General features: G+C 38.7%; 21 protein-coding genes and 1 pseudogene. 15 read left to right on the top strand and 7 right to left on the bottom strand.

Annotated features, from left to right (window positions below; translation table 11 throughout):
* Positions 1–95 precede the first annotated feature (95 nt).
* Together F935_RS09880 and F935_RS09875 are read left to right on the top strand one after the other, a co-directional pair.
* Positions 96–1,415 carry an NCS2 family permease gene (locus F935_RS09880; RefSeq protein ID WP_016138799.1) on the top strand — a complete coding sequence of 440 codons (1,320 nt, stop codon included), beginning with the start codon at positions 96–98 and terminating at the stop codon, positions 1,413–1,415.
* A 117-nt stretch (positions 1,416–1,532) separates the two neighbouring features.
* Positions 1,533–2,531, top strand: coding sequence for an adenosine deaminase (locus F935_RS09875; RefSeq protein WP_016138798.1), 999 nt, complete (start codon positions 1,533–1,535; stop codon positions 2,529–2,531).
* Between the two features lie 43 nt (positions 2,532–2,574).
* Here the strand turns inward: F935_RS09875 and F935_RS09870 are convergent, their stop codons facing one another.
* Positions 2,575–3,132: a cytochrome b gene (locus F935_RS09870; RefSeq protein WP_016138797.1), complete on the bottom strand. Its 558-nt coding sequence runs from the start codon at positions 3,130–3,132 to the stop codon at positions 2,575–2,577.
* A gap of 238 nt (positions 3,133–3,370) precedes the next feature.
* Here F935_RS09870 and F935_RS09865 point away from each other — a divergent pair, with 238 nt between their 5' ends.
* Together F935_RS09865 and rnhB are read left to right on the top strand one after the other, a co-directional pair.
* Positions 3,371–3,760 (top strand): hypothetical protein, encoded by a 390-nt coding sequence (locus F935_RS09865; protein WP_016138796.1) that lies wholly within the window; start codon positions 3,371–3,373, stop codon positions 3,758–3,760.
* Between the two features lie 70 nt (positions 3,761–3,830).
* The gene (gene rnhB, locus F935_RS09860) at positions 3,831–4,397 is read left to right on the top strand and encodes a ribonuclease HII (RefSeq protein WP_004793774.1); all 567 of its coding nucleotides are present in this window, start codon (positions 3,831–3,833) and stop codon (positions 4,395–4,397) included.
* 67 nt (positions 4,398–4,464) lie between these two features.
* Here rnhB and csrA read toward each other — a convergent pair whose 3' ends face one another.
* From csrA to alaS, 3 genes are all read right to left on the bottom strand, one after another.
* On the bottom strand, positions 4,465–4,719 hold the full coding sequence (gene csrA, locus F935_RS09855; protein ID WP_016138795.1) for a carbon storage regulator CsrA: 255 nt from the start codon (positions 4,717–4,719) through the stop codon (positions 4,465–4,467).
* Positions 4,720–4,964: 245 nt separating this feature from the next.
* Complete coding sequence (locus F935_RS09850) at positions 4,965–6,245, bottom strand: aspartate kinase (protein WP_016138794.1); 1,281 nt, start codon at positions 6,243–6,245, stop codon at positions 4,965–4,967.
* Between the two features lie 65 nt (positions 6,246–6,310).
* On the bottom strand, positions 6,311–8,947 hold the full coding sequence (gene alaS / locus F935_RS09845) for an alanine--tRNA ligase (protein WP_016138793.1): 2,637 nt from the start codon (positions 8,945–8,947) through the stop codon (positions 6,311–6,313).
* Positions 8,948–9,220: 273 nt separating this feature from the next.
* Between alaS and F935_RS09840 the strand changes: the two genes are divergently transcribed.
* The 6 genes from F935_RS09840 to F935_RS09815 all read left to right on the top strand — a co-directional run bounded on the left by F935_RS09840 (position 9,221) and on the right by F935_RS09815 (position 15,563).
* Positions 9,221–10,240: a type I glyceraldehyde-3-phosphate dehydrogenase gene (locus F935_RS09840; protein WP_016138792.1), complete on the top strand. Its 1,020-nt coding sequence runs from the start codon at positions 9,221–9,223 to the stop codon at positions 10,238–10,240.
* A gap of 165 nt (positions 10,241–10,405) precedes the next feature.
* A complete protein-coding gene (locus F935_RS09835) occupies positions 10,406–11,494 on the top strand; it encodes a hypothetical protein (RefSeq protein ID WP_016138791.1) in 1,089 nt (362 codons plus the stop codon).
* A 183-nt stretch (positions 11,495–11,677) separates the two neighbouring features.
* Positions 11,678–12,844, top strand: a complete 1,167-nt coding sequence (locus F935_RS09830) for an ATP phosphoribosyltransferase regulatory subunit (protein ID WP_016138790.1) — start codon at positions 11,678–11,680, stop codon at positions 12,842–12,844.
* A gap of 62 nt (positions 12,845–12,906) precedes the next feature.
* On the top strand, positions 12,907–14,226 hold the full coding sequence (locus F935_RS09825; RefSeq protein ID WP_016138789.1) for an adenylosuccinate synthase: 1,320 nt from the start codon (positions 12,907–12,909) through the stop codon (positions 14,224–14,226).
* 121 nt (positions 14,227–14,347) lie between these two features.
* Positions 14,348–14,665, top strand: a complete 318-nt coding sequence (locus tag F935_RS09820; RefSeq protein WP_016138788.1) for a hypothetical protein — start codon at positions 14,348–14,350, stop codon at positions 14,663–14,665.
* A gap of 115 nt (positions 14,666–14,780) precedes the next feature.
* Positions 14,781–15,563, top strand: coding sequence for a M48 family metallopeptidase (locus tag F935_RS09815; protein ID WP_016138787.1), 783 nt, complete (start codon positions 14,781–14,783; stop codon positions 15,561–15,563).
* Positions 15,564–15,617: 54 nt separating this feature from the next.
* On the opposite strand, the gene F935_RS09810 is transcribed toward F935_RS09815, so the two are convergent.
* On the bottom strand, positions 15,618–16,667 hold the full coding sequence (locus F935_RS09810; protein WP_016138786.1) for an NADP(H)-dependent aldo-keto reductase: 1,050 nt from the start codon (positions 16,665–16,667) through the stop codon (positions 15,618–15,620).
* Positions 16,668–16,826: 159 nt separating this feature from the next.
* Complete coding sequence (crp, locus tag F935_RS09805) at positions 16,827–17,534, bottom strand: cAMP-activated global transcriptional regulator CRP (protein ID WP_016138785.1); 708 nt, start codon at positions 17,532–17,534, stop codon at positions 16,827–16,829.
* Between the two features lie 257 nt (positions 17,535–17,791).
* Here crp and F935_RS19240 point away from each other — a divergent pair.
* The 3 genes and pseudogenes from F935_RS19240 to F935_RS09795 all read left to right on the top strand — a co-directional run bounded on the left by F935_RS19240 (position 17,792) and on the right by F935_RS09795 (position 18,906).
* Positions 17,792–17,887 (top strand): annotated as a pseudogene (locus tag F935_RS19240) (hypothetical protein).
* Positions 17,888–17,965: 78 nt separating this feature from the next.
* Positions 17,966–18,388 carry an OsmC family protein gene (locus tag F935_RS09800; protein WP_016138784.1) on the top strand — a complete coding sequence of 141 codons (423 nt, stop codon included), beginning with the start codon at positions 17,966–17,968 and terminating at the stop codon, positions 18,386–18,388.
* Between the two features lie 92 nt (positions 18,389–18,480).
* A complete protein-coding gene (locus tag F935_RS09795) occupies positions 18,481–18,906 on the top strand; it encodes a GNAT family N-acetyltransferase (protein WP_080645733.1) in 426 nt (141 codons plus the stop codon).
* Here the strand turns inward: F935_RS09795 and F935_RS09790 are convergent.
* The gene (locus F935_RS09790; protein ID WP_016138782.1) at positions 18,903–19,712 is read right to left on the bottom strand and encodes a M23 family metallopeptidase; all 810 of its coding nucleotides are present in this window, start codon (positions 19,710–19,712) and stop codon (positions 18,903–18,905) included. The two genes, F935_RS09795 and F935_RS09790, sit on opposite strands and share 4 nt — an antisense overlap.
* A gap of 338 nt (positions 19,713–20,050) precedes the next feature.
* On the opposite strand from F935_RS09790, the gene F935_RS09785 reads away from it, so the two are divergent.
* Entirely contained in the window at positions 20,051–23,962 is a 3,912-nt protein-coding gene (locus tag F935_RS09785) for a Dyp-type peroxidase (RefSeq protein ID WP_016138781.1), read from the top strand.
* Positions 23,963–24,286: 324 nt separating this feature from the next.
* Positions 24,287–26,866: an ATP-dependent chaperone ClpB gene (gene clpB / locus F935_RS09780; RefSeq protein ID WP_016138780.1), complete on the top strand. Its 2,580-nt coding sequence runs from the start codon at positions 24,287–24,289 to the stop codon at positions 26,864–26,866.
* The last annotated feature ends 2 nt before the right edge of the window (positions 26,867–26,868 follow it).

Here is a 26,868-nt window from a genome sequence, read left to right as displayed (position 1 = left end):
TTCTTGTTTATAGGTCTGAACAGAAAAACAATATTGTTCAGTTATCTACATAGACGTAAATATTCCACAGTTCAGATTTTGCATAGAGGCTACTTATGGCGGCGCCCAATTCTTCGGTAGGCTGGTTAGAGCGTTTATTTAAGTTAAGCGACAATAAAACCACTTTCCGAACTGAAGTTCTTGCTGGTGTAACTACATTCCTAACGATGTGTTACATCATTATTGTCAATCCACTCATTTTATCTGAAACCGGCATGGATCATGGTGCCGTATTCGTTGCGACCTGTTTGGCAGCAGCAATCGGATGTTTAGTAATGGGGATCATTGCAAATTATCCAATCGCACTGGCCCCTGGTATGGGTTTAAACGCTTACTTTACCTACTCGGTTTGTATGGGGATGGGCGTGCCATGGCAAACAGCTTTAGCGGCTGTTTTTGTTTCAGGCCTTGTTTTTCTTGCAATTAGCTTCTTTAAAATTCGTGAAGCGATTGTCAATGCGATTCCGATGTCGCTTAAGTTTGCGATTGGTGGGGGGATTGGTTTATTCCTCGCGCTTATTGCTTTAAAAAACTCAGGTATTATTGTTGCCAATCAAGCGACATTAGTCGGTTTGGGTGATATCAAACAGCCTACAGTATTGTTAGCGCTATTCGGATTTTTAATGATTGTAGTTCTACATCAATTAAAGGTTCGCGGTGCAATCATTATTAGTATTTTAGTCGTTACAGGCATTGCTACTGCTTTAGGTCTAAACGAATTTAAAGGTGTAGTGGGTCAAATCCCTTCAATTGCACCAACATTCATGCAAATGGACTTTAAAGGCCTATTTACTGCAAGTATGGTCGGTGTCATCTTCGTATTCTTTATTGTCGATTTATTTGACAGTACAGGTACTTTGGTTGGTGTTTCACACCGTGCGGGTCTTTTACAAGACGGTAAATTGCCTCGCTTGAAGAAAGCATTATTTGCAGACTCTACAGCAATTGTTGCCGGTGCTGCATTAGGTACATCTTCGACTACGCCATATATTGAATCAGCTTCAGGTGTAGCAGCGGGTGGACGTACTGGTTTAACTGCTGTTGTGGTTGCTGTCCTATTTATCTGCTGTTTATTTTTAGCACCTCTTGCTCAATCTGTACCAGGTTTTGCAACGGCGCCAGCTTTATTGTTCATTGGTGTGTTGATGATTCAAGGTATCACTCACATTGATTGGGATGATATTACAGAAGCTGTTCCAGCATTTTTAACTATTGTATTTATGCCATTTACCTATTCAATTGCTGATGGTATTGCAATGGGTTTTATTAGCTATGCATTAGTTAAATTATTCACAGGTAAGGCAAAAACTGTACCGTATATGGTATGGATTATTGCTGCACTTTGGGTATTTAAATTTATCGCATTTGGCGGTTAATATGATTTTTTATAGTTTTCTTCTTAAGCTATCTTAGTCATAGTTTCTAATAAGAAGAAAATTAATAGAAGGGTGTGATTTTGACCACACCCTTTTTTCTTTAGATGTGGAGTTAATATGAATCAAGTCGAGCTGATTCGCGCCTTACCAAAAGCCGAATTGCATGTGCATATTGAAGGGACTTTTGAACCTGAATTAATGTTTGCAATTGCCCAGCGCAATCAGATTCAGATTCCTTACAAATCTGTTGAAGAAGTAAAGCAAGCTTATAACTTTCATAATCTTCAATCATTCTTAGATATTTACTATGCTGGTGCGAATGTTCTTGTACATGAACAAGACTTTTATGATTTAGCGTGGGCTTATTTTGAGAAATGTGCCGAAGATCATGTCGTTCATACAGAAATGTTCTTCGACCCGCAAACCCATACTGACCGTGGTGTTGCGTTCTCAACAGTGATTAGCGGTTTAAAGCGTGCGTGTGCAGATGCTAAAGCTAAGTTTGGTATCAGCTCTCAACTGATTATGTGTTTCTTACGTCATTTAAGTGAAGAAGCTGCATTTGAAACACTTGAGCAGGCTTTGCCGTTTAAGCAAGATATTATTGCTGTAGGGCTCGATTCAAGTGAAGTAGGTCATCCGCCAGCTAAATTTGAACGTGTTTTTGCTAAGGCACGTGAAGAGGGCTTCTTGATCGTTGCTCACGCTGGTGAAGAAGGTCCACCTGAATATGTGTGGGAAGCTTTAGATCTACTAAAAGTGAACCGTATTGACCATGGTGTGCGTTCTGAAGAAGACGAACAATTAATGGCGCGTTTAATTAACGAAAAAATGCCTTTAACCGTTTGTCCTTTAAGTAACTTAAAGCTATGTGTTGTTCAGGATATGAAAGATCATAATATCCGTCGTCTATTGCAAAAAGGCGTAAACGTGACTGTTAACTCAGATGACCCTTCATATTTCGGTGGATATATGAATGATAATTTCTTTGCCATCCAACAAGCTTTAGACTTAAACAATGATGAATTGAAGCAACTCGCAATTAACTCTTTTGAAGCTTCCTTCATTTCAGAGGAAGAGAAACAAAAGTGGATTGCAGAAATCCAGAAAATCTAAATAAAAAAACCGCCTATCTTAGGCGGTTTTTTTATATGTATAATTACTTAGGTTGTTTGGTCATGCTATTTAAAATATTGTCTTTATCAACAAAATGATGTTTTAAAGCAGCAAGTACATGTCCAACAATGAGTAAGCCAGCAAACCAAGAAATATAAACATGCAAAGGTTTAACAACAGCTAAAAGCTCTGGGTTATCTTGTACTAAACGCGGAATTTCAAATAAATATAAAACAGGGGCAGGGTGACCAGCGCTCCAGCTAAATAAACAACCAGTGACAGGTAAAGCCACCAAAATCACATAAAGCAATAGATGACCAATATGTGCCAAAGTTTTCATCGTTGGAGACATCGTATCTGGTAATTTTGGAGCTGGATGTGTATAGCGCCATAAAATCCGGATAATCACCAAAAAGATAATGGTGGTCGCAATATTTTTGTGCAACGTAATCACATCGCCTTTAAAGCTACCATCAACGTCATAATTTAAAAAATTTCCACTATAGAACCCAATCGCCCATGCTGCGATGAAAATGATTGCCATCACCCAATGCAGAATTTGTGCGGTACGGGTGTAATACTGAGATGAAACAGCAGGCATAAAAGACCCTATTTTTTTGTCGTTTTGATTTTCAATTTTATGGGAAAGCACTGATTTTGAGAAATGTTTTAAATGTAACAGAGCGTGCTAAAAACAGAACGGTTAAGGAAAAATGCATTTGATGAGCTGAGTTTTACAAGGGAAAATAGATTGCATAAATGCATCAAATTATTTGTTTCTTCTAAAGTCGAGTTTAGGCACAATACGCGCTGCCAACGTTCAATCAAAGGAAAAAATGATGAAAAAATTGATGCTCGCTCTAGCGCCAGTTGTTTTAGCTTTAACAGCGTGTGCAACGACTACAGGTACGGGTACAGGCGCTAATTCTGCACAAACGACAACTCAACAGTTGGGTGTTGCTGCATTAAAAGTTGCTGTAAATGCGAAATGTATTACAGAGATTAATAATGTTTCGGCTTGGAAGACAGCAACGAAGCTTATGACTGCTGAGCAACGTGATAGCATTCAAACGAATGTTTGTGGTTGTGTGAGCGAAAAGGCACCAAATAGTGTGACAGCAGTAGAATTGGCTGCGGCTGCATTTGATGTAAATGCACGTGCTACAATTGTAAATCAAGTGGTTTCAAAAACTGTAAATGAGTGTGTGGCAGAAGCTTTACAAAAGTAAGTAATGATTTTTGTATTAAAGAAGGCTGATTACTATTGATCAGCCTCTTTTGTTTAAAGGTGAAGAGTAAATGTTTATTGCTGGTGTAGATGAGGCGGGACGTGGGCCATTAGTAGGTTCCGTTGTGGCAGCGGCTGTTATTTTAGATCCGAATAATCCAATTGAGGGATTAAATGATTCTAAAAAATTAACTGAAAAGAAACGTGAAAAGTTGTTTATTGAAATACAAGAAAAAGCCTTAGCTTGGTCAATTGCAGAAGCAACGCACGCTGAGATTGATGAATTAAATATTTTACAAGCGACTTTTTTAGCTATGCAGCGCGCAGTTGATGGTTTAAAAGCTCAACCACAAAAAGTGATTGTAGATGGTAATCAAATTCCAAAAGGAATCATTATTCCTTGTGAAGCGATTGTTGGGGGAGATGCAAGTCATCCAGAGATCAGTGCAGCGAGTATTCTGGCAAAGGTTACACGTGACCGACAAATGGCGGAATTAGATCAGCAATATCCATTATTTGGTTTTGCCAAACATAAAGGATATCCAACTAAAGCGCATTTTGAAGCGATTGCAGCGCATGGGGTAATCGATCAGCACCGCCGCAGCTATGCTCCGGTTAAACGTGCTCTAGGCCTATAAATACAAAGTCCTAAAAAATTTAAAGCGACTAGAAAGTCGCTTTAATTAGGGAGAGAATAACTTCATATCAACGATTGAAGTTTTTCTGTGCATAATTTTCATCTTCAAAAGAAACTTGATAATCTTGATCAAGATTTTGAAGGTGTTCGTGCATTGCACGTTCATGTTGAATACGTTGATAAATTTCTTCGCGATGAACAGAAACCTCTTTTGGTGCATTCACACCAATACGAACTTGGTTTCCCTTGACGCCAAGCACAGTAACACTGACTTGATCCCCAATCATTAATGTTTCCCCGACACGGCGGGTCAGAATCAGCATGTTTATCTCCTTGCTAAACGCTTAAAACTGCAATATTGGTACCCAAATAAAAGCTCAACCTCAGTTTTCAGTCAGATTCTAACAGAAATATGAGAACAAAGTCATATTTTGATAATCTCTGCCAAAAAACTTTCCGTTTAATATAACAGAGCCGCTATAAAAAAAACTATAGCGGCTCTGTGTTTTATTTGATTATTGTCGGACAAGTAAACATTTTTTAATGAATTATTGACCGTTTGGTAAAATTAAGCGCGGGCGCTGCTTTCACCATGTTCACGATCTAAACCAAAAGCGGTATGTAGACAACGAACAGCAAGTTCAAGATATTTCTCATCAATAATGACAGAAACTTTAATTTCAGAAGTTGAAATCATAAGAATGTTGATGCCTTCGTCAGCTAGGGCAGTGAACATCTTGCTCGCGACCCCTGCATGTGAACGCATACCTACACCTACGATAGACACTTTAACGATGTCATCACGTGTTGAAACTTCACGTGCGCCAATATTTTTGGCAGTTTCATTTAAGATTTTTTCAGCTTTCGCTAAATCAACACGGTTTACAGTGAAAGTGAAATCTGTTGTGCCATCTTCTTCAACATTTTGCACTATCATGTCGACTTCGATATTGGCATCACTTACTGGTGATAAAATTTTAGAAGCAATACCTGGTTCATCAGGTACACCTAAAATCGTTAATTTTGCTTCGTCACGGTTAAAAGCAATACCTGCAATAATTGGCTGTTCCATAGTATCTTCCGCCTCAGTCGTAATGAGTGTACCTACATTTTCTTTAAATTCTTCGTCAAACACGCCGTCGTTATCATTATCAAAACTTGATAATACACGTAAAGGAACTTGATATTTTCCGGCAAATTCTACTGAGCGAATTTGTAAAACTTTTGAACCTAATGAAGCCATTTCTAGCATTTCTTCAAAAGAAATACGGTCGATTTTTTTGGCTTTAGGAGCAACACGTGGGTCAGTGGTGTAAACGCCATCTACATCAGTGTAAATTTGACATTCATCTGCTTTTAGTGCAGCAGCAAGAGCAACACCAGAAGTATCTGAACCACCGCGGCCTAGCGTTGTGATATTTCCATTGGCATCAAAGCCTTGGAAACCTGCAACAACAATAACACGGCCTGCATCTAGGTCATTGGTCATGACATCTGTATCAATAGACTCAATACGCGCCTTGGTAAATGCACTGTCAGTTTTAATACCGACTTGACGTCCGGTATAGGATTTAGCTTCCACACCAATCGAATTAAGTGCCATAGCTAACATGGAAATCGTCACCTGTTCACCGGTTGAAACCATTTGGTCTAACTCGCGTGGGTCAGGTGTTTCGGTAATGGCTTTAGCGAGAGCAAGTAAGCGGTTTGTTTCACCACTCATTGCAGATACGACCACAACAACCTTGTGACCGTGATCATGCCAACGCTTAACACGACGAGCAACATTTAAAATGCGCTCGGGGGTACCCATAGAAGTACCGCCATATTTTTGAACGATTAATGCCATAGTTTTTCCATATAAGCCATGACCCTGAGAGGCTTTTCAGGGTCAGTTACACAAAAAGTGAAGTCTTATTTTTGTTCAAGCCATGCAGGTAATGCAGCAATAACTTGTCCAAACTTCTCGTTAAGTGGCGCGCCACCTTGTGCTAAGTCAGGTTTACCACCACCTTTACCACCTAACTCAGTTGCTAGATGCTTGATGATGTCACCTGCTTTTAGATTTGCAGTGTATTGTGATGCAACTGAAGCAAGTAGGCTAACTTTGTCACCCTCTACGCCAGCTAACACAATAACTGCATTCTCTAATTTTGATTTAACACTGTCGTGCAAGTTGCGAAGTGATTTCGCGTCTACACCTTGAACAGTGGTAATAAGCGTTTGACGACCAGAAATCGTTTGTACCTGATCAATCAATTCTGACGCTTGGAAGTTTGCCAATTTCTGATTGAGCTGTTCAATCTGCTTTTGTAATGCAGAAACAAGTTCTACATTAGCCTGTACACGCTCAACAGTTTGGTCTTTCTGTGCTTTTAATAAGCCATTAATGTGCTGGATATCTGAATCGGTTTTTTGAACTACATCTAAAGCTTTAGTACCTGTAACGGCTTCAATACGACGTACACCAGCAGCTACCCCGCCTTCAGAAGTGATTTTAAATAAACCAATATCACCTGTACGCTTAACGTGAATACCACCACAAAGTTCAATCGAGAAGTTTTTCTCATCAATCACTGAACCCATAGCGAGAACACGAACTTCGTTACCATATTTTTCACCGAACAACATCATGGCACCTTTAGCTTTTGCCGCTTCGATGTCGAGGAGTTCAGTTGTTACTGCGGTATTTGCAATAATTTCTGCATTCACCAAACGCTCAACCTGTTGTAACTGTTCAAAAGTTACAGGTTGGTCGTTAGCAAAGTCAAAACGTAAGATATCACTTGCAACTAAAGAGCCTTTTTGTTGTACGTGTGAACCTAAGATTTGACGTAGAGCAGCATGTAATAGGTGAGTTGCTGAGTGGTTACGAGCTGTTGCATCACGAATATCCGCTTTAACAATCGCTTCAACATTTTGATCGGCTTTAAGATTACCAACGGTCACAATACCTTGATGAACAAAGGCACCGCCTGACTTTTTGGTATCTTGAACTTCAAAAATACCAGTTTCGTTTTTGAAGATACCTGTGTCACCAATCTGACCACCACTTTCTGCATAGAAAGGAGTTTGGTTTAAAACGATAAGTGCTTCGTCGCCTTCAGAAACTTCATCAACTTGTACGCCATCTTTGTAGATCGCTACAATTTGGCCTTGACCAGTGGTGTTGATGTAACCGTCAAACTGGGTTTCGCCTTCAACTTGTACAATGCTGTTATAGTCAATAGCGAATTTACCAGCATCACGAGCACGTTGACGCTGAGCAGCCATTTCCACTTCAAAACCAGCTTCATCAATAATAAAGTCACGTTCACGTGCAATATCAGCAGTTAAGTCTGTTGGGAAGCCATAAGTGTCGTAAAGCTTAAATACAGTCGCACCAGGAATAGTCTTGTCTTTTAATTGAGCAAGTTCGCCTTCGAGTAGTTTTAAACCTTGCTCAAGTGTTTTAGCAAACTGTTCTTCTTCACGAACTAAAGTTGCTTCAATTACATCTTTACGAGCTGCGAGTTCAGGATAAGCCTCACCCATAACTTCGATTAAAGGTTGCAACATTTTGTAGAAGAATGTACCAGTTGCACCAAGCTTATTACCATGACGCACAGCACGGCGGATAATACGGCGTAGTACATAACCACGACCTTCATTACTTGGGTTAACACCATCAGCAATTAGGAAACAGCATGAACGCGCATGGTCAGCAACAACACGTAAAGAAGGCTGACCTTCGTCTTCAATACCAATAATGTTTGCAGCAGCTTTTAATAAGTGTTGGAACAAGTCAATGTCATAGTTTGAATTAACATGTTGCAATACAGCAGAGATACGCTCTAAGCCCATACCTGTATCAACAGATGGAGCAGGGAGTGGGTGAAGCACGCCATCGTTCGTCCGGTTAAACTGCATGAAAACGTTATTCCAGATTTCAATGAAACGGTCGCCATCTTCTTCAGGAGAGCCTGGTAAACCACCCCAAATGTGATCGCCATGGTCAAAGAAAATTTCAGAACATGGACCACATGGACCTGTGTCACCCATTGCCCAGAAGTTATCAGATGCGTATTTTTCGCCTTTATTATCACCAATACGGATAATACGTTCAGGCGCTAAACCAATTTCTTTATTCCAAATGTCGTAAGCTTCATCATCGGTGTGATAAACGGTCGCATATAAACGGTCTTTAGGGAGAGCTAGCCATTCATCGCTAGTCAAAAATTCCCAAGCGAATTTAAGTGCATCACGTTTGAAATAATCACCAAATGAGAAATTACCTAACATTTCAAAGAATGTATGGTGACGAGCAGTATAACCAACGTTGTCTAAATCATTGTGTTTACCACCAGCACGTACACATTTTTGTGATGAAGTTGCACGTATATAGTCACGTTTTTCAAGACCTAAGAAGCAGTCTTTAAACTGGTTCATCCCAGCATTTGTAAATAATAAAGTTGGGTCGTTGGCAGGAACAAGAGAACTCGACGCGACACGTGTATGCCCTTGCGTCTCAAAGTAGCGCAAAAATGCTTCACGAATTTCAGCAGATGTCATTAAACGAGTACTCACAACCAAGTCACTCCATATTTTCGAATTTGGCTAAATGTATCATCAATGCTCGTTTGTTTTATGCCAAACCTTAGCATGTGATACGGGGCTTATTTTTTAAAAACGCTAAATTGTAGCGGAAAAACCCCACCGAACCAACGATTTTAAAAGGAATATCTTACAAAACTGTGATTTGGCTAAAAATCTATATTCAACTAGGCGTGACGTGCTTTACTATATGCCTTCTTTAGCCTGTAGTTTTGTAGATAAGGATAGGTCATGCAACGTATCGCCATTAATGGGTTTGGTCGAATTGGACGTAATGTTTTACGTGCCTGGTTTGAGAGCCCAAAACAATTTCAATTTGAAATCGTGGCGATTAACGATATAGCAGATGTACAAACATTAGTGCATTTATTTAAATATGACTCAACACATGGCCGTTTCAATGGAAATGTGGAAATATTTATTGAAAATGAAAAAGTTTTTTTGAATATTCAGTCAAATCAACGAACGCTAAAAGTTGAGGTTTTAAAGCAGGAACAACCCGAACTTTTACCATGGTCTAGTTTAGATATTGATGTGGTGCTTGAGTGTACAGGACTGTTTCGTTCTCATGCTGATGCAACGCGTCATCTACAAGCAGGGGCGAAGCGGGTCATTATTGGGGCAGCGCCTTTTGACCATGTTGATGCAGCCATTGTTTATGGTGTGAACCATAATGAAGTCAAAGTAACAGATCAGATCATATCAAGCGTTTCATGTACTACACAGGCTTTAGTTCCATTGGTGAAAATCATTGATGATGCTTTTGGTATTGAAACTGCGCTTATGACCGAAATTCATGCAGTAACGGCAGATCAATCTGTACTGGATCATGCGCATCGTGATTTACGTCGTGCTAGAGCATCTGGGCAAAATATTATCCCAACCACGTCTAGCGCGCTCGGTGCATTAAAACGTGTTATGCCTAAAATGGAAGACCGTATCGATGGTTATTCAATTCGCGTACCTACTATTAATGTAGCTGCAATTGACTTAACTTTTATCGCTCAATCTCCGATTACTGTTCATCATATTAATGAATTGCTGATTAAAGCATCTCAAACAGACTATGCAGAAATTATGGCTGTTACTGATGAGCCATTAGTTTCCAGTGATTTTAATCATTCTCCTTATTCTCTTATTGTTGATTTAACTCAGACAATGGTTGTTGGGCATCAAGCTAAAGTATTTGCTTGGTATGATAATGAATGGGGCTATGCAAATCGATTATTAGATTTGTGCGATTCTTTCTGAAAGTGTATTTAAGTAATAAAGGATGTTGAATAAACATCCTTTTTATAATTATTAATTTGAAGTATAAAAAGTTAAAAATAATGAAAATTCTAAATATTAGTGTTGTGTAAAATTATATCTATTTGTATGATTCACAAACATTAAAATTTTAATTATAGAGTTCATATGAAATTTAACTCAAAAAAAATAAGTGGTTTTTTAGTTTTTACATCTACTATTATTTTAACTGCTTGTGGAGGTGGGAGTTCAGATCAAAATACCAATGACCAAGCTCCAGTTAATTTAGAAAAAGAAGACAAAATTTACCAAGTTTATTATCAGCCTGCGAATTTTTCTTCAGAGGTCTATAGTGATTTTTTTGAAATTACTCAATATTCAATTAAGAATAATGAAATATTTTTTTCAAAATCTCACAACCAACCTTTAGAAAAAGAAATTTTTACCGAAGAAAAGATTCTAAATAAAGGCACACTACAAACAAATATTGTAAAAAGGTTAACGCCTAGTAGTTGGACTTATGAGCTAACTTCTGAACTAAAACAAAATTTAAACTTTGAACTTGTTAAGTTGGATGGGGAAAAGATCTTTGATCTTGTATTACCAGGATATCGAGAGAATATAAATTTTAATGTCGATCTGAATGGTTACCCTAATCAAAATTTAATTAAATTCTATCAAAATTATAATAGTGCGATATTTCCTAAAAATAGTTATTGTTATCGTTTAAAAGAGACTCAATGGAATCAATCTTATATTTCATATATATCTAGTTTTAATGCCAATCCCTCGTTTAGCGAAAAAAAGCAGAAAATTATCGAAAGATATAATAACTTAGGTCCAGATAAAAAGTATTTTAGGCTTCTAAACTCGCAGTGGTATTGGTATAACTTAACTGTTTTAGAAAACTTAGAAACTGGTGATATTGAAAGCGCACTGGGTAATAATAATGATCAGTTTGCTTCTATGGAATTTGTATCAAGCAGTTTATGGGATGCTGATAGAAGTTTGGCGTATGAGAAGTCTCACCTTTATTCTATAGAAGATAACCCGCTTAATAATACGCATTCATTAATTGCTTTAAGACAAAAGTTAAAAATCGCAAATCTTGAAAAAGGTTGCTTTGCTTTTAATACTCAAGCAGTTCAAGCTATTCAAAAGCTAAATTTGGTTAACTGGAAACAAGGTGATAGTTCAGTTATTGGCCCTTTCTTTGGTCGAAGAACTTTTATCTATGATATAAACGAAGCAGAGTAAGATATTGAATATTATTATTAATTGTTTAAATCTTTTTTTTGACTTTAGAGTTTATTAAGAAAGATTTATGCAAATTGTCAGGTGCATGGCAGAAAGTATCATGCTACACTAAGAGAAATCGGGTGTGTTCCCGATTTTTTTATGTGGGGTCGTTCCACGTTGATCAGATTTTAGGCTTGAAATATGACCATTTCAGAGACATGGTTGCTGCCTGACGGGGTAGCAGATGTATTGCCGGAACAGGCACAAGTCATTGAAAAACTTCGCCGTGAAGCTTTAGATTTCCTCGCGGTGCGAGGTTATCAATTGGTATATACACCATTTATCGAATACATCGAATCGTTGTCTTCATTATCAGAATCAAATCAAGACTTAGATTTAGTAACTTTTAAGGTTATTGATCAGCTCTCAGGCCGTTTACTCGGTGTTCGTGCTGATATGACGCCACAAGTTGCTCGTATCGATGCACATGTAAGACCAGTTGAAGGCATTGCACGTTACTGTTATTCAGGGACTGTATTACATACTAAACCACAAAATTTCAATGCCACACGTGCACCTTTGCAATTAGGTGCAGAGTTATATGGCCACGACAGCATCGAAGCTGATGTCGAAATGGTCGATGTCATGTTGGGATTGATTGAGAACATCTACACTTTACAAGGTGCTCATTTAGATTTGGGCCATGTAGGGTTGTTTCGTAGTCTAGTAAAGTATGCTGGACTGTCAAAAAATGAAGAACATGAACTTTCTGATCTTTATCAAAGAAAAGCGTTACCAGAGTTAGCAGAATTCACTCAAAACCTAAATATGGGTTCTGATTTCTATGCGCTTGGCCGTTATTCTAGTGATCTAGAAGCATTACAGACAAATTTAAGTGCCAATATCTTGCAAGATGCGGAGTTCAAGTCAGCATTAGATGCACTTAAAACAACGCTTGCGCAAATTAAAGGTCGTTGGCCAAATCTCAATATCGGTATCGATGTTGTAGAGCTACGTAGTTATCACTATCACACTGGCTTAATGTATGCGGTCTATGCACCGAACCGTGCTGCGCCGTTAGCACAGGGTGGTCGTTACGATGGTATTGGTGAGCACTTTGGTCGCGCACGTCCTGCCACTGGCTTCAGTTGTGATTTATATGCCTTAGGTGCAAATCAGTTCGCAGAGATCGAAACTGTTGTTGCTCCAAAAGGCTCAGAACAGGATTTACTCTCAGCAATTTCGAATGCACGTGCTCAAGGTTTACGTGTCGTTCAATTGTTAGGTAATGATGATTTAAGTTCTATTCCATACGCGACCCATCAACTCGTGGCGCAAAATGGTCAATGGAATATTGAAAAGATTTAAATGCCAACGGTAATTTTTACTGGTGGTTTCCAATTTTAACAGCATGATGTAATGAGGCTATTATGGGCAAAAATGTTGTGGTACTTGGTACCCAATGGGGCGACGAAGGTAAAGGTAAGATCGTCGACCTGCTCACAGATCAGGCGGCTGCGGTAGTACGTTATCAAGGCGGACATAACGCAGGTCATACTCTTGTCGTAGGTGGTAAAAAAACTGTATTGCACCTCATTCCATCAGGTATTTTACGTGAAAACGTATTGTGCTTAATTGGTAATGGTGTAGTACTTTCACCAGCCGCGTTAATTGAAGAAATGGGAATTTTGGAAGCAGAAGGAGTTCCTGTTAAAGAACGTCTACGTATTTCTCCAAACTGTCCACTCATTTTGCCTAACCACATTGCACTTGATCAGGCACGTGAAAAGAAACGTGGTAATGCTAAAATCGGTACTACAGGTCGTGGTATTGGTCCTGCTTACGAAGATAAAGTAGCTCGCCGTGCAGTGCGTGTTGCTGACCTTGTTCGTGGTGGCGCGGCATTAGAAGAAAAACTCCAAGAAATGCTTGAGTTACATAACTTCCAATTAACTCAGTTCTACGGTGTAGAAGCTGTTAAATTTGAAGATGTATTGGCTCTTTGCAACCAATGGCGTGAAGTTCTTGCTCCATTAGTAGTTGATGTTACTAAAGTGTTGCATGACTATCGCAAAGAAGGTAAGGCTGTAATGTTTGAAGGAGCTCAAGGCTCACTTCTAGATATTGACCACGGTACTTATCCATATGTTACAAGTTCAAATACAACTGCCGGTGGCGTAAGCTCTGGTTCAGGTATGGGGCCTTTACATCTTGATTACGTATTAGGTATTACCAAAGCTTATACAACACGTGTAGGTGCTGGTCCATTCCCAACTGAATTGGTTTACGATGCAGCAGCTGATGCTGGTGATCCAGTGGGTAAACACCTTGGTACAGTTGGTCATGAATTTGGTGCTTCTACTGGTCGTCAACGTCGTTGTGGTTGGTTTGATGCTGAAATCCTTCGCCGTTCCGTAGATGTAAACTCACTTTCTGGTATTTGCTTAACTAAACTTGACGTTTTAGATGGTTTAGAAGAAGTAAAAATCTGTGTGGGCTATGAAAATACAGATTCAGGCTGTGTAGGTTCTTCTGATGCGGTTTCTTTTGAATGCTTGAAACCAATTTATGAAACTATGCCTGGTTGGAGCGAGTCGACTGTTGGTTTAACTAGCATCGAACAATTACCAGCAAATGCTTTGGCTTATGTGAAGCGTATTGAACAATTAATCGAATGTCCGATTGATATCGTTTCAACTGGTCCAGACCGTGCAGAAACAATTGTTTTACGTCATCCATTCTCTGCTTAATTAGCAAAGATTAAAAAGGCCTCCTGCAAGGGGGCTTTTTTATACCCGACTAAAGTGCAGTTTTTGTTTTATTCGATTCAGATTAAAACGTTAGATATAGATAAGGAATGATGGGCTCAGGATGAAGCTGCAACCAACTATTTCAAAAACAATTTTTTATTCTTTTTTATTTGCTATTGGTGGTTCTCCAACACTAGCGATGTTGGTTATTTATGGTCAGACATACCATGAAGATTTCTTTATGACTGCTTTTATGAGTTTGTCAGTATTGTTCGCTTGTGTGTTAATTCCTGTGGTGTTCATACAAAATAGTTATTTACTCTGGAAGAGAGAAAGTCCTAATCTTGAAGAGAAAGTTAAAGTATTAAGTCATCTCTATCTTGGCTTAAATGTAATATGTTTGATTTTCTGGATTTATTTGATGACTTTATCGACTTGATCGTTACATAAATACAATGATCATGGAGAAATGAGACATTCAAAGAGTAAGCTGGATTTCTTATAATAAGTGCAAAAGAATAAACAGCTTTTTATCGATTTAGGTGATCCATGTTATGAATAAAAAACTCTTTTTAAGCTTGTGTGCAGCAAGTGTGATGACCATTTCTGGCTGTGCAACAGTAGCGGACATGGCAGGTGCAGATACTGCAACCTTAAATGCTCAGTCTGCTCAAGGTTTTAGTAAAATGGTGCAGGAAGCGCGTGGCAAAGGAACGCTGGACACAAGTTCAAGTACCTATAACCGTATTAATGCTGTTTTTAACCGTTTAAAACCGTATGCAAACCAGATGAACCAAACTGGTCAGCCTTTTAGTTGGCAGTTGGCAGTACTGAAATCAGACACCATTAATGCTTATGTAGCACCAGGTGGTAAAGTGGTGTTCTATACAGGCATTGTAAATAAATTGAACCTGACAGATGCTGAAATTGCAGCTGTTATGGGGCATGAAATGACACATGCTTTAGAAGAGCATGCGAAAAGTAAAATTGGTGCTCAAGCTTTAACTGATTTAGCATTAAATATTGGCTTAAGTCAGATTAATGGTGGTAATGTGGGTCAACTAGGGTCGGCTGCGGCTCAGTTAGGTTCACAAGTCGGTGTAGGCTTACCATATTCGCGTAGCTTGGAAAGTCGTGCGGACCAAGGCGGCTTAATGCTAATGGCGCGTGCAGGTTATAATCCAAATGCAGCGATTACATTGTGGGAAAAAATGAATAAGCTTGAAGGTGGCGGTGGTTCATCATTCTTGTCTACTCACCCATCTAACTCTCAGCGTATTAACGATATGCGTCAAAACTTGCCTGCGGCAATGGCTGTTTATAACGGCCGTAAATAAGATATAAATTTTTTATAGATAAAGAAAACGGATGCCTAAGCATCCGTTTTTTATTTAAGGGGCAGGGTTGGGCTGTTGGATATGAATGGCTTCAATGCCTTGTAAGACTTCAGCAGGCAGTTCAATTTCAAATGCCTGAATATTTTCTTTAAGTTGGTCTAGATTAGTCGCACCAATAATTGTGCTGGTCACAAAAAATTGTTGTTTGATAAATGCTAAAGCCATTTGAGTTAAGCTTAGCCCATGTTTCTCAGCTAGCTGTGCATATTGTTCAGTTGCCCATTCGCTTTGAGGGTTACTGTAGCGGCTAAAACGTGGAAATAATGTGACACGAGCATTAGCAGGACGAGCACCATTTCTAAACTTGCCAGATAGATAGCCAAATGCAAGAGGAGAGTAGGCAAGTAAGCCAACATCTTCATATTTAGCAATTTCAGACATACCTATTTCATAAGTACGGTTGAGTAGGCTATATGGATTTTGAACGCTTACAAATTTGCTGACACCTAACTTTTCAGCCAAATGTAAAAACTTCATAGTGCCCCATGGTGTCTCATTCGATAAACCAATATAACGAATGCGTCCTCGGTTAATCTCTTCTTGTAGAGCAAGTAATGTTTCTTCTAGAGGGGTTGTATCGTAATCATTTTGGGCTTGCTGGTTACCATAAGCTAGCGTACCGAAAAAGTTGGTATGACGTTCAGGCCAATGGAGCTGGTAAAGGTCGATATATTCGGTTTGAAGGCGTTTTAGGGAGCCATCTAGGGCTTTAGCAATATGATCGTTGTTAAAGCGCGTATGGCCTTCTCTGATGTGTGTTCCTCCAAAGCCAGGTCCGGCAATTTTAGAGGCAAGAAAGACTTTATCACGCTGACCATTTTGGGCAAACCAATTGCCAATAATGGTTTCAGTAGCACCATAAGTTTCAGGTTTTGGCGGAACTGAATACATCTCTGCCGTATCCCAAAAATATAAACCGTGTGCCAAAGCATAATTGAGTTGTTCAAATGCTTCTTGTTGGGAGTTTTGCTCACCAAATGTCATGGTGCCTAAACAAATTTCTGGAAGCTTGAGGCCTGTGCGACTAAGTGGGTTAAATTGCATACAGCGGAATCCTTGGAAATTTTGAGTTAGCCTAACGGAGAATATGTATTCAACTTAAATCATAAAATTAGAATAGTTTGTAAGTTTTGTGTATTAACTCATTGTTGCATATAAAAAAAGCAAACCGAAGTTTGCTTTTTATTAAAAATTTAAAAAATATTATTCTTCATCATCATAGTCTTCATCAGGAGCAGGCGCTTCATCTAATGAAACATCAAAAATAAGAATAGCTTTACCATCTGTCTGGATCATGCCTTGATCTTCTAAGGTTTTGAGTACACGGCCAACCATCTCACGTGAACATCCCACAATACGGCCAATTTCTTGACGAGTGATGCGAATTTGACGACCATTTGGCAAAATCATTGCTTCTGGTTGTGAAGATAAGTCGATTAAACAACGTGCAATACGCCCAGACACATCAATAAATGCAAGATCTGTCATTTTACGAGTCGTATTTTTTAGACGACGAACAAGTTGTGCAAAAACAGCATAGCTTAAGTCTGGATATTGTTTGCTAAGTTCGTGGAAGTTGTCATAAGAAATTTCTGCAATTTCACAGACATCACGAGTACGAACTTCAGCTGTACGTTGTGGATTCGGTTCGAAAAGCCCCATTTCCCCAAAGAAGTCGCCCGGATTCAAATATGCAACAACAATTTCACGCTCGTCATCTTCACGTAAAATAATTGAAACTGAGCCTTTTAAAATTAAATATAAAGATTTCGACTCTGTTCCGGCATCAACAATTGTGGTTCGTTTTGGATATCTGTTGATGTGAGCACGTTTTAACAATGCTTTAACGGATTCAGGTAGTTGCCCCGGAGATAAAGCATCTGTGCTGAGTTGTGAAAAATTTGAAGTCATGCTTAATATGTTCCGAATAGGGTAAACAATTCACACAAGCCCGAGATGAGCTATTATTACACAGAAGAGATGAAATTCCTTATCAACTCATTTTATGTTAGTGTACAAAACAAGGGTCTGTTGACATTTCACAGATGGTTGCGACATAAGACAATTCTTTTAGACGTTACCAAGCAAGAGCTATGAAATTTAACCATTCTAAATAAATAGATCTTAACAACGGAACGTACAAAATAACATGGTCTTGCGCTGCTTAAATGGCAACTCAGATTATGGCTGAAATTTCACAAACTATGTAACAAAACTGGACAAAGGATCGCCATTGTCTGGGTTTTGCGTGTTATTTGGATTAATTTTTAGCTCTAACGCAATCCATAGATGAAATGTCAACAGACCCTGCTTAAATTTATAATTTTTTTTAGGTAGTTGCAATGCAAACAAGTGTACATTGGCTAGAGAATGTTGCTTTTGAAGCGAAATCAGATAGTGGGCATAGTGTCATCATGGACGGCTCACCTGAGTATGGTGGTGAAAACCGTGGTCCACGTCCTATGGAGTTGCTGTTAATGGGACTTGGTGGGTGTGCTTCGTTTGATATTGTGACCATTTTAAAGAAATCGCGCCAAAATGTGACGAATGTTGTATGTAATTTAAAAGCTGAGCGTGCTGACACAATTCCAGCTGTTTTTACTAAAATCCACTTACACTTTGTGGTAACAGGTAACGCTGTGAAAGAAAAACAGGTTGCAAAAGCAGTTGAATTATCTGCCGAAAAATATTGTTCAGCGAGTAAAATGCTTTCCGATGGTGGAGTAGAAATTACCCATGACTTCGAAATTATTGAAGCGGAATAAAGCACTTTTTTGTTAGATAGAAAGAAGAAGCTGACATTAGAGTTGGCTTTTTTATTGTCAAAAATAACTAAAAAATAAGAGAGGGAATGAAAGTGAATATTCGTGCTGCTAAATTGGAAGATAGTCAGGCCATATGCGATTTACTTAAACAGATGGGCTATCCCCAGCCACTCACTCTTATCCAAGAAAAATTTGAAATACTAAATAATGACCCTAACTCACAAATTTTGGTTGCTGAAGAGAAGGGCAAGATTTGTGGCTTTTTATCTCTTTATTTTATTCCGCAAATTGCCTTACAAGGTGACTTTGCCAAAATATGCTATCTATGTGTTGATGAGAATATGCGTAGCAAAGGTGTAGGGCACTTACTTGTACAAGAAGCTGAGCAACAAGCCAAGCGCCGTGGGTGTGATCGAATGGAACTTCATTCTGGAGTGCAAAGACCTTTGGCACATCAATTTTACCTAAGAGAAGGCTATATCGAAGCACCAAAGTATTTTCGTAAAGCTTTAAATTAACGAGCTGTATTTAGAAAAAGCTGCGGATCTACCCGAGCATTATTAAGGCTCATGCCCCAATGCAGGTGAGGGCCTGTCACACGTCCAGTTTTGCCCACTAAACCTAGTATTTCTCCTTGGCGGATATGTTGGCCTTTCTCTACTTTAATTGCGCTTAAATGGCAGAACATGCTGATTAAGCCTTGCCCATGATCAATCAATACAGTTTGACCATTAAAAAAATAAGATCCTGTTTGGATAACGACACCATCTGCGGGTGCAACTACCTTTTGTCCTACTGGTGCAGGAATATCTAAACCTGAGTGGGGCGCGCGTTCTTCACCGTTGAAGAAACGTTTTCTCCCAAAAGAGTTTGTAAATTTCCCTGAAGTTGGACGTATAAATGCTGGTAGGGTTTGCCATGAACTCTTTGTAAATGAGCTATACACATCATTTTGTTCTTTAGCTTCTTGAGCGTATCGGTCTAACTGGCTTTGGTTAGGGTTCACATAATCTTGGTTAGTGACTTTAATCCGTTGTTCCGCATAGGGATAGGACTTAACTTCTATTTGAATAGGGGTTTTATTCGTGTCGAGTTGTACATTGCCAAGTGGGGTAGATAAGGGAATACCCACAACAGCATAACGCTGCTGACCTTCCTGACTAATTAAAACTGGCTTTTGCTGGAAGGTGACCTGAGTAATATCACTCGTTAAGGGAATAACTGCAATCCCACCAGCTCTTCTGGAGTCTTGTGGAAGCTCGGCAAAGCAATAAAAAGGTATGGATGTAAAAAGTAAAGTGGAGATGAGCTTTTTTATAAACATGGCAACCTTAATTTTTATTCAAAGAATAATGAAGATTATATCAATAAGTTTTAATTAAAAGTTATTTTAATTTTTTAATGAAATAGTTTTATTTGTTATTTTATTTTAATAGTTGATTGTTGTAATCATATATTTCTCTTTATTTTATTGGGTTTGATTATTTCTTGTTTTAATTTTTCTAAATTTTATTTGAGATTTATTTTAGGTGTTAATTCCTACTATTTTGTTTGGATTTAAAATCTATTGTTATTTTAATTTTATTATGAATAATGATTTTATAATTAAATTTATAATCATAACTTTAATTATTATATAAAAATTTTAAAGGACTTAATATAATGTTAAATATATCTTATGAAAATCGTTTTACTGAAATATGGAAATACATGCAACGAGGGGTGGTTTATCCAGCCCCCCATGCAATTTTTAGTACGGTTTGGCTTAATACAGAAATTACACGTGAAAAAATTCGTCAATTAATGATCGCTGTGCGTCAAGAGATTAATAAAAATCCTGCACTTTCTAGTAAAAATACGACGTTGGCTATCGGTGTATCTTTTGATAATTGGGATCTGATTTGTAAAAAAGATGGTTTATCACGACCAAAAGGAATGCAATTACATTATCCAGAAGAAAAAAATCCAAATGTCTCAGAAGTTTTCTCTGAGTCTAATGGGAGTTTTAAAAACTCAGATGGTGACATTTGGTTGCATGTGAAAAGTGATGATGCTGATGCTTGTACAGTATTACAGAAATATATTGAGGATTTTTTAGTTTCAGATATCAAGGAAATATTTAGTCAAGTTACTGCTTCACAATCTAAAACTGGTCGTAATGGTAAGGTTTTAGGGTGTCGTTTTTCTGAAAATTTAAATAACCCATCTGATCCTATTTCACTGGCAAAACATACTTTGATTGGTGCAGAAGATATTGAGCACTTTGGTGGATCATATGTTTTATCCCAACGGTTTCTGATTAACTGGGACCAGATAAATATGATGTCAGAAGATCAGATTGAAGATTTGATTGGACGTAAAACTGACGACACGATTATTCCAGACCGTGATAGCCGTTCACATATTAAAGCTTCTCGTGTGCAAGATGAAAATGGAAATACTACACCTGTTCTGCGTCTGGGCTTACCGTTCGGCCGTGCTGAATCAAACTCAAGTTTTAGAGTGCCAAAATCGGTGACTAAAGCAGATGAAGCAGGGATTTATTTTGCTGGTTTTGCAAAAACTGCTGCCATTTTAGAAGAAGTGATGGCAAGTCAGATTGGAGCAATAGAAGGTTTCATGAATGATCGTCTATTCAATAATCTTCACTCAGACTTAGGCGGTATATTCTATGTTCCGAGTTTAAAAGATTTAGAATTAGATGATGCTCCAGAATATTTAAATGATTTTAGTCGACTAGATAACGATAACTGGAATTTTTTCCCAGGGATGGATTGGACTCGATTTGATCGCCATTATACGAACAGTTCTGATAATGGTTTGATGTATTACAACCACAGTAATTATCTTTTTAATATGGCGACAGGTCTAAATCCTCATAGTGAATTTTTTAAACCACCATCAAACCGTATTTTAAGTCTACTTGAGAATACATTTTCTTTATGGCAAGACAACTGGTACTTCAACCGTAAACAAGAAGAGATTGAGAACGGGATAGATTATTACATCAACCAGTTCGATATCCATGATAAGCCTGAAAATATTATGGGTTTATCAATTATGTTACGTAAAGGTTGGGCTATTCGATTAAGTCTACAATTATTCTCATCAGAAAATTATGGTTTCCGTGGACGGAAAATATTATTAAAAGAAACGGGTGAAATGGTTCCATATTCGAGCAGACTTGAATGTCAAGGTAAGGTCATTTATGGATCGGACACTTATCGCATCATGCCTGATGAAATTATTGTAGGAGCCATGCCAAACTTGACCTTGGGTGAAGGTCGCTATGTCATGAAATATTTATCTGAAGAAGAGCGCCTTCAAGGTTTCCTGCGTAACTTAAGTGAAGCATCGGGTGTGGGGCATGTTATTCCGAATTATAAAAAAGCATTAGATTTAGGTTTGGCTGGTCTACAACAAGAAATTGCTAAACATGCAAATAATGCACAGACTCAAGAAAAGAAAGATTTCTATGAAGCCTCTGTATTGGCATTGATTGGTATTTCTGAATATTTCTTAAACTACTCAAAACTTGCATTTAAAATTGCAGCCCAGATGCAAGAAGAGCAGCAATTCGAAAAAGAGAACTTAACTGCTATTGGTCGACGAATGGAAAAGTTGTCGAAAGATAAACCGGACACATTTATTGAAGCAGTTCAATTTATTTTCACACTGCATAGTTGTTTGCATTTAAATGGTGAGCCAACAGCATTTGGACGTATGGATCAGCTGTTGCAACCTTTCCTTGAAAAAGATGCGATTCCGCCTGAAGAAGCCCAAGAAATTATCGATGCCTTCTATATTAAGCTAGACGAAAAAGTACAACAAAACCGTATGTTTATGGAAGACCATCAGCCTTTTGGTAATCTTGCGATGGGTGGCAGTTCAGGCCCTTATCCTCAAGGTGCATCTTTAGGACAATGGATTCAACAGATTACAGTTGGTGGTACAGTCGCGGATGGTGAAGAAGACTTTTCTAAAACCAAACCTGCCTACAATGATGTCACACGATTATTCATTCGTGCATCAGGCCGTTTACCGTTAAATGCACCGTGTTTGTCTCTACGCACTCGCAAAGATATTCCTGAAGAGATTTTAGAAGAAGCTGCACATGCGATTTTATCTGGTGGCGCTCACCCGATTTTATTAAATGATGAAAAGCTTATTCCTAGTCTTCATCAGAGTGGAAATGGTGTAGGGGGAGATACACTCACTAATTTGCCAACTTGGAACTCTAAAGTCGATATTCGTTCAGCACAAAATTACGCTTGTGATGGTTGTTATGAACCACAATTTCCAGGTGAAAACTGGTTTTCTTTAGGTGGGTTCTCGACATTACAGCCGTTGGAATGTGCATTAAATCAAGGTAGAACAATTTCAAGTGCTGGGCAAAGCTATCTGTTTGGACAAACTGTTTCATTAAATAGCAGACCTGCCGATCAGATTGATAGTTTTGAAGAACTGTTAGAGCTCTATGAGCAACATTTTGAATTACTCAATCGCAAAGCTTTCAATGGTCAAATTCTAGGTTATGGCGCCAATACAGATATTTGCCCATCTCCAATTTTAAATGTATTGATGGATGACTGTTTGGCTAAAGGACAGGATTTTTATAGTGGTGGGGCTAAATATAATATTTATGGACCGTGCTATATCTCGCTGAGTAATACCATCAATTCACTTTATGCTATTAAGGCAATGGTATTTGATCCATTAACCGCAGTTACTACATTGCCTGAGTTGTTAGAATGCTTGTGTTGTGACTGGGGATATAAAATGACCGAGCCATTTATTAGTAATTTAGCTGGTCACGCTCGTATTGCTGCACAAGCTGATCGTTATAAGCGCTTACGTGAGATTGCTTTGGCACAACCACGTTATGGGCGAGGGAATTCTGAAGTAGATAAACTAGGCGATCAAATTGTTCAAATGATTGCTGAAATATCCGTTAAAACATTTACCAATCCATGGCCCCAATTTGCACAAAGCCTTAAAAGTTTGGCTGAGCGTTATGGTTCAGAGGAGCATCCTTTTGGTATTCAAATTCAACCTGGCGTAGGAACTTTTGAAAATCATGTAGAGATGGGGGCGTGGAATGGTGCAAGTGCTGATGGTCGCCGTCTTGGTACAACTGTCGCATCTGATTTAAGTCCATCACCAAGTCCAGCAGATTTAGCAATTGATCATCAAACAGTTGAATTCAGCCGTGCTTTACAAGGTTTTTCTGGTGTCGGAACAGATTTAATGGCTGATGGCGCACCTACAGATTTTAATATTGGTGAAGACTTTGGTGTTAAAGAACTTGTAGCTATTTTAAAGCAATTTAGCCAAGGCGGATCATCCAATATTTTAACAATAACGGTCGCTGACCCAGAAACATTTGCTCAAGCTGTAACATCACCTGAGCAATATAATCTGTTGCGAGTACGTACTGGCGGTTGGTCAAACTTCTTTACATCTGTATTCCCTATCATTCAGGATCAACATCAGCGTCGTCCAATCTCTACGCCAGATCTTCCAGTAGAAAAAACAGAGCAAGCTAAATGCCCGTTCCACCAATGGCATAGTTGATTAGTTGTTTTATAAGGCAGTCTTTCAAGTGAAGGGCTGTCTTCAATTATTTTTAAATTTAACAGTTATAACTATTCAAAATTTCACAGCTTTAAAATTGCCATTTGTTGCCAAAATTCAGATAAAAACTTGGCCTTTTTGTTTTCTCTTAAAAATTATACAAAATATACTTGAAATAGATCATTCATAAACCCATATTATAATGGAGTTTTACTCATTGTTATTTTAATAACATTATGAAAAATATATAAAATTTTATTTGAAATCCGAGAAAAAGTTCCCATCTATTAGACAAGTACAAATTTGTTGTGAGGAATAACAAGAATGCGTTTTGAAAAATTTACAAACCGCTTGCAGCAAGCTCTTTCAGATGCTCAATCTTTAGCGATGGGTAAGGACCATACCGCGATCGCGGGTATTCATATTTTGTCTACTCTATTAGAAGAGCCATCAAATATTAGTTTGTTGCAACAAGCGGGTGCACGGTTACCTGAACTTAAACAAAAGCTTGAGCAAGCTGTAAAAGATGCTCCGACCATTGCGAATCCGACTGGGGATGTCAATTTAAACCCTGAAGCCGTTAAAGCGCTTAATCTGGCAGATCGATATGCGCAAAAAGCGGGTGATGAATTTTTGTCAACTGACTGGGTGCTATTAGGCTTAGCAGAAACAGGCGAAACTAAAAATATTTTAAGTGCTGTAGGTGTAACTCCCGACAGCCTACGCAAAGTAATTGAACATATTCGAGGTAGTGACAAAGTCATGAGTAATAATCACGAAGATCAACGTGACTCACTTAATAAATATACGATTGATTTAAATGAGCGTGCTTTAGCAGGGAAACTTGATCCTGTAATTGGACGTGATGACGAAATCCGCCGTACCATTCAAGTCTTATCACGTCGTACAAAAAACAACCCTGTACTCATCGGTGAGCCGGGTGTGGGTAAAACTGCTATTGTTGAAGGTTTAGCACAGCGTATTGTGAAGGGTGAAGTACCTGAGGGCTTAAAAAATAAACGTGTTTTATCCCTCGACTTAGGTTCATTACTTGCTGGTGCTAAGTATCGTGGTGAGTTTGAAGAACGCTTAAAAGCAGTTTTAAAAGATGTGGCAAAACACGAAGGCGAAATCATCCTGTTTATTGATGAGCTGCATACGCTTGTAGGCGCTGGTAAAGGCGACGGCGCAATGGATGCAGGTAATATGTTGAAACCTGCATTGGCTCGTGGTGAATTACGCTGTGTGGGTGCGACTACTTTAGACGAATACCGTCAATACATTGAAAAAGATGCAGCTTTAGAGCGTCGTTTCCAAAAAGTACTGGTTGATGAACCAAGTGTAGAAGATACCATTGCGATTTTACGTGGTTTAAAAGAGAAATATGCTACTCATCATGGTGTACAAATTTTAGACTCAGCGATTATTGCTGCGGCGAAAATGTCTCATCGTTATATTACAGACCGTCAATTACCAGACAAGGCAATTGACTTGATTGATGAAGCAGCTTCTCGTATCAAAATGGAGATTGACTCTAAACCCGAAGTACTTGATAAGCTTGATCGCCGTTTAATCCAGTTGAAAATGCAATTGGAAGCTGTGAAAAAAGATGAAGATGTCGGTAGTAAAGCCGAAGTCACTCATCTTGAAAAACAGATTGCTGAAGTTCAGAAAGAATACAACGATCTGGAAGAGATTTGGAAATCTGAGAAGACTCTTGTAGAAGGCACTAAACAAGCTCAAGTTGAACTTGATAAAGCACGTATTGCTTTTGAGAAAGCTCAGCGTGAGGGTGATTTAGCTGAGGCAGCACGCTTACAGTACGGTGTAATTCCAGAGCTACAAAAACAACTTGAGCAAGATGAAGTTGCAGAAGAGAACGAAGAGCCAAAACTTATTCGTACTAAAGTGACTGAAAATGAAATTGCTGAGGTCGTTAGTGCTGCAACAGGAATTCCGGTCACTAAGATGCTGCAAGGCGAGCGTGAAAAACTACTCAATATGGAAGGTTTTTTACATGACCGCGTTGTAGGGCAGGATGAAGCTGTTGTTGCTGTTTCCAATGCTGTTCGTCGTTCGCGTGCGGGCTTGTCTGATCCGAATCGTCCAAGTGGTTCATTCTTGTTCTTAGGGCCAACAGGTGTTGGTAAAACTGAGTTGACCAAAGCGCTGGCTAACTTCTTGTTTGACAGTGATGATGCCATGATTCGTATCGATATGAGTGAATTCATGGAGAAACATTCGGTTAGCCGTTTGGTTGGTGCTCCTCCAGGATATGTGGGTTATGAAGAAGGCGGTGTTTTAACCGAAGCTGTTCGCCGTAAACCATATAGTGTGGTGTTGTTTGATGAGGTTGAAAAAGCGCATCCAGATGTATTCAATATCTTGCTACAAGTGTTGGATGACGGTCGCTTAACCGACTCACAAGGTCGAGTAGTGGACTTTAAAAACACTGTGATTGTGATGACCTCGAACTTAGGTTCACAAGATGTACGTGAGCTAGGTGAGGGTGCAACAGACGATGAAGTGCGTACCATTGTAATGAATGCAGTAAGTCAGCATTTCCGTCCGGAATTTATTAACCGGATTGATGAGCTTGTGATTTTCCATTCGCTCAAAAAAGCACAGATTCGAGGCATTGCCGATATTCAGTTGGATCGCTTACGTTCGCGTCTTGTTGATCGTGATATGAGTTTAACTGTAGATGACACTGCTTTTGATTTATTGATTGATGCTGGTTTCGACCCTGTTTATGGCGCGCGTCCATTAAAACGTGCGATTCAACAACAGATTGAAAACACATTAGCTCAAAAAATCTTGTCGGGTGATTTTGTCGCAGGTGATACCATTTTAGTTAAAGGCGAAAATGGTCACTTAGTCTTCGATAAAATGAAACTCAGCTAAGT

Source organism: Acinetobacter calcoaceticus ANC 3811, assembly GCF_000399665.1.
GTDB lineage: Bacteria > Pseudomonadota > Gammaproteobacteria > Pseudomonadales > Moraxellaceae > Acinetobacter > Acinetobacter calcoaceticus_B.
The sequence above is the reverse complement of the archived record's forward strand: the minus strand, read 5'-3'. Positions and strand labels throughout refer to the sequence as shown.

Bases quoted from the DNA above. Each gene is read 5' to 3' on its own strand.
- F935_RS09880 (WP_016138799.1), top strand. From the start codon at position 96: ATGGCGGCGCCCAATTCTTCGGTAGGCTGGTTAGAGCGTTTATTTAAG.
- F935_RS09875 (WP_016138798.1), top strand. From the start codon at position 1,533: ATGAATCAAGTCGAGCTGATTCGCGCCTTACCAAAAGCCGAATTGCAT.
- F935_RS09870 (WP_016138797.1), bottom strand. From the start codon at position 3,132: ATGCCTGCTGTTTCATCTCAGTATTACACCCGTACCGCACAAATTCTG.
- F935_RS09865 (WP_016138796.1), top strand. From the start codon at position 3,371: ATGAAAAAATTGATGCTCGCTCTAGCGCCAGTTGTTTTAGCTTTAACA.
- rnhB (WP_004793774.1), top strand. From the start codon at position 3,831: ATGTTTATTGCTGGTGTAGATGAGGCGGGACGTGGGCCATTAGTAGGT.
- csrA (WP_016138795.1), bottom strand. From the start codon at position 4,719: ATGCTGATTCTGACCCGCCGTGTCGGGGAAACATTAATGATTGGGGAT.
- F935_RS09850 (WP_016138794.1), bottom strand. From the start codon at position 6,245: ATGGCATTAATCGTTCAAAAATATGGCGGTACTTCTATGGGTACCCCC.
- alaS (WP_016138793.1), bottom strand. From the start codon at position 8,947: ATGACATCTGCTGAAATTCGTGAAGCATTTTTGCGCTACTTTGAGACG.
- F935_RS09840 (WP_016138792.1), top strand. From the start codon at position 9,221: ATGCAACGTATCGCCATTAATGGGTTTGGTCGAATTGGACGTAATGTT.
- F935_RS09835 (WP_016138791.1), top strand. From the start codon at position 10,406: ATGAAATTTAACTCAAAAAAAATAAGTGGTTTTTTAGTTTTTACATCT.
- F935_RS09830 (WP_016138790.1), top strand. From the start codon at position 11,678: ATGACCATTTCAGAGACATGGTTGCTGCCTGACGGGGTAGCAGATGTA.
- F935_RS09825 (WP_016138789.1), top strand. From the start codon at position 12,907: ATGGGCAAAAATGTTGTGGTACTTGGTACCCAATGGGGCGACGAAGGT.
- F935_RS09820 (WP_016138788.1), top strand. From the start codon at position 14,348: ATGAAGCTGCAACCAACTATTTCAAAAACAATTTTTTATTCTTTTTTA.
- F935_RS09815 (WP_016138787.1), top strand. From the start codon at position 14,781: ATGAATAAAAAACTCTTTTTAAGCTTGTGTGCAGCAAGTGTGATGACC.
- F935_RS09810 (WP_016138786.1), bottom strand. From the start codon at position 16,667: ATGCAATTTAACCCACTTAGTCGCACAGGCCTCAAGCTTCCAGAAATT.
- crp (WP_016138785.1), bottom strand. From the start codon at position 17,534: ATGACTTCAAATTTTTCACAACTCAGCACAGATGCTTTATCTCCGGGG.
- F935_RS09800 (WP_016138784.1), top strand. From the start codon at position 17,966: ATGCAAACAAGTGTACATTGGCTAGAGAATGTTGCTTTTGAAGCGAAA.
- F935_RS09790 (WP_016138782.1), bottom strand. From the start codon at position 19,712: ATGTTTATAAAAAAGCTCATCTCCACTTTACTTTTTACATCCATACCT.
- F935_RS09785 (WP_016138781.1), top strand. From the start codon at position 20,051: ATGTTAAATATATCTTATGAAAATCGTTTTACTGAAATATGGAAATAC.
- clpB (WP_016138780.1), top strand. From the start codon at position 24,287: ATGCGTTTTGAAAAATTTACAAACCGCTTGCAGCAAGCTCTTTCAGAT.